The organism is Pontibacter rugosus, assembly GCF_042678745.1.
GTDB lineage: Bacteria > Bacteroidota > Bacteroidia > Cytophagales > Hymenobacteraceae > Pontibacter > Pontibacter rugosus.
The window spans coordinates 1-2,877 of record NZ_JBHTLD010000351.1; the positions used below are offsets into that span (position 1 = coordinate 1).

Sequence of the window (2,877 nt, forward strand, 5' to 3'; positions counted from 1 at the left end):
TAATTATATAATTGAGAATAAATATAAAGAGAAGGAGCGCAAAATTAGGGAGGAGAAGCAAAGAACAACGGAACAGAAAGACAGAGAAATACAAAAGTTAAAGGAATACAAAGAAAAGGAAATACAGAGAACACTCAAAGAATATAAGAAAACTCTGCAAGCTAAGCCTTGGCAACAATGTAAGTGCGATATTTGTAAAAAAGATGGCGTAGATGTTATCATCTTTAGAGGCAATAACCGGAATAGGCGGAGAGGCTTTCACAATACGTATGTTTTCTATTCACTTTTAAAACGTATCCTGACAGATCAATCCTTTTTTATTGATAATGCCCATAGGCTGTTTGAAACACAAATGGTTGACTCAGAAACTCAGTTAGAATTATTTGGTAACGAATATAAAATTTAAAAATAAGATATAAGCTTTTGAGCAGAAAGAGGGGGGGATAATCCCTCTTTCTGTTTAGAAGCTGTAAGAGTATTCTTTGAATCGTATTTCATTGATAAAATAGCCTAAATTAGTAATGGCCATATAAGGTAGAGGGATACTCATTAATCCAAGGCGCCATTGTTCTACGGCGGCAAAACTGTCTTTAGGTTTAGTGTTAGACAATATTTGCGCTAGTAAAGCCCGCTGTTCATCAAGCCAGTTTACTTGGTTTTCCTCTAGTAAAAAAGCATAGGTGCCAGCTAGGGGAAGAAGTACTTTGATAGCGCTCTTCCATTTATCCCTGTCTGATAAAAACAGAGATGTGATTTCATCTTTATTAACTGTGTCGGAAAGGAAAGTGTCAAAATCTTCTGGAACATCAGCCCGGTATGTAAAAGTACAATATGTAAGCCAAGTTGTTCCAGGCTGCGGAAACTCCTCATACCCTCTATATCCTTCCCCAGAATATGACAATCCGCGTGTTTCCAGGTATGCATTGCGCATTGCATGTAGCATGTCCATATAAGACTTCCAATTGCTACCTTTAGTTGAATCCACTTCAGCCAAACGCATTAAGAAGCTAAGCTGATCAAATGACTCCAACTTAACCCCTATATCGGAGTAGCTATTGAATATATTATGGAATGTTACCTTTGTATTTGGTTTTACAAGTATAGCTTCCCAAGTAGAGTTTGTTTCAAAGTCTGACTTATTGCCGTAATAAGGTCGACCTGTTAAAAGTAAGTGGTATCGTTCCCCCGCACTAATGTCCATAGACTCCTTCATGATCCGTACTCTGGTTTCTTCTTGCACATTGCTGTTACGGAGCAGCATATCAATCTTGTCTTTTAAATCCTCAATAGAGCTATAGGTAAAATCCTTAAGTCGTGGTCGCAGAGAGTCAGATATATCTTGGTATAGCCAACCTTGTTCAAAATAGTAGTCAAGCTCTGATGCCCGTGCCTGTATAACGTATGCAGAGGTTTTATGGGGGTCAAAGCGAATGACGCGCCCAACTAACTGCATTAAATGGGACATACTGGAACTAGCGTAAGTCACAATTATGCTATCAATGGAAGGGTCATCAAATCCTTCACCGATTAGTTGTCCAGTGGCTATTAAGATGCCACGTGGAAAGGCGGAGAATTCATCCAAAGCTTCTTCTGCATCAATGCCCGTTGAAGAACCGCTGCCATGGACATACACTATGTTGTCACTACTTAAAGGGTGCTCGTCTGTGCCATCTAACATGGTAGAAAGCACCTGATAGAGTTTCTCAGCGTGTTCCTTCTTAGAAACAGAAATTAGCAGCTTTCGAAAGTCAATTTCAGTTCGCTCTATGGCTAAGTTAGCTAGATTGTGCAGGTCGCGTGCCTCCAACCAGTCAGGTGCTTGGATAGGATCAAGAAAAGTAGGTTCAACAATAACCCCTCTTTTAAATAGCTCCCTATATGTGGTTGAATAGGCAACTTCATCTATGCCTATGGGCAGTTCATCCATGCGATTTGGAGTAGCTGTCAAAAACAGCCCTCTAAGCTGCATTACATTGAAGAGTGGCTGGTAGGAGTTGGCAGCTGCATGGTGAGCCTCATCGACGACTACCAATTCAATTTTTCCTTCATTCTCCTCTAGCGCTCTTGAGAGGTCATTTAGCATAACAAATTCCACCCGCTTTTCGAGTAGTGAAACCGCGCTTGAGGGTAATTTGCTCTGCTTTTCGTTTAATGCCCTTTGTAATTCTCTCCAGGCTTGTCGTTTTAACTGACGCCGATGGGTAAGCCATAAAACTTTAGTGTCATCCCTTTCTGCTGTTGCCAACCATTGCAGCAATATGCTCATGGCCACCCGGGTTTTGCCACCCCCGGTAGGTAAAACTAAACCTACTTTATGGTTAGGCTTGCCGCGGAATGCGTTTAAGCAAGCTTGAATAGCTTCATCCTGAAAAGACCAATCCGGTTCCAACTGTTTTGTTGGGTAAGATTTGACAGATTGGGTCTGAGTTTTGAAAGGAGTGCGCGTACTATTTAGTTGCAAGACCTTTTGTATGACACCTACCGGGTAACCTGTCTTTTTTGCAGTACCCAGTAGAATCTTTTGAAGGTCAGTGTCTTCTTGTAGCGATGCACTTTGAATAATGGAGGTTCTGATCTTGTCGCTTACCCCTTCTCCATCCTCGATGGCTGTTTGGAGGGCGAGGGCAGCTTCAACCGCATCCAATGACTTTGTATTAATTGCTTTCGTAGGTTCTCCACTCAAAAGTGCAAAGATTTTGTTTAAATGGAGTTCCTGAATTGCCTCCTCCCGATCGTTAGATTCCAAACCTTGTAATAGTGTGCGATGCACGGCACGGCCGCTACCATGTTGTAGAAACATATCGATAAGACGGTTTGATACCTTTTGTACACGAGGTTCGTTAAGGAAATGACGAGCCATAGTTAAAAATTATAGTT

At 41.3% G+C, this 2,877-nt stretch carries 1 protein-coding gene and 1 pseudogene; one reads left to right on the plus strand and one right to left on the minus strand.

The window, feature by feature from the left end; genetic code table 11:
• Positions 1-406: pseudogene (locus ACFQ2O_RS20985) on the plus strand (hypothetical protein); the annotation flags it as partial.
• A 54-nt stretch (positions 407-460) separates the two neighbouring features.
• Here ACFQ2O_RS20985 and ACFQ2O_RS20990 read toward each other — a convergent pair.
• Positions 461-2,860: a DEAD/DEAH box helicase gene (locus tag ACFQ2O_RS20990; protein WP_377532732.1), complete on the minus strand. Its 2,400-nt coding sequence runs from the start codon at positions 2,858-2,860 to the stop codon at positions 461-463.
• Between the last annotated feature and the right edge of the window lie 17 nt (positions 2,861-2,877).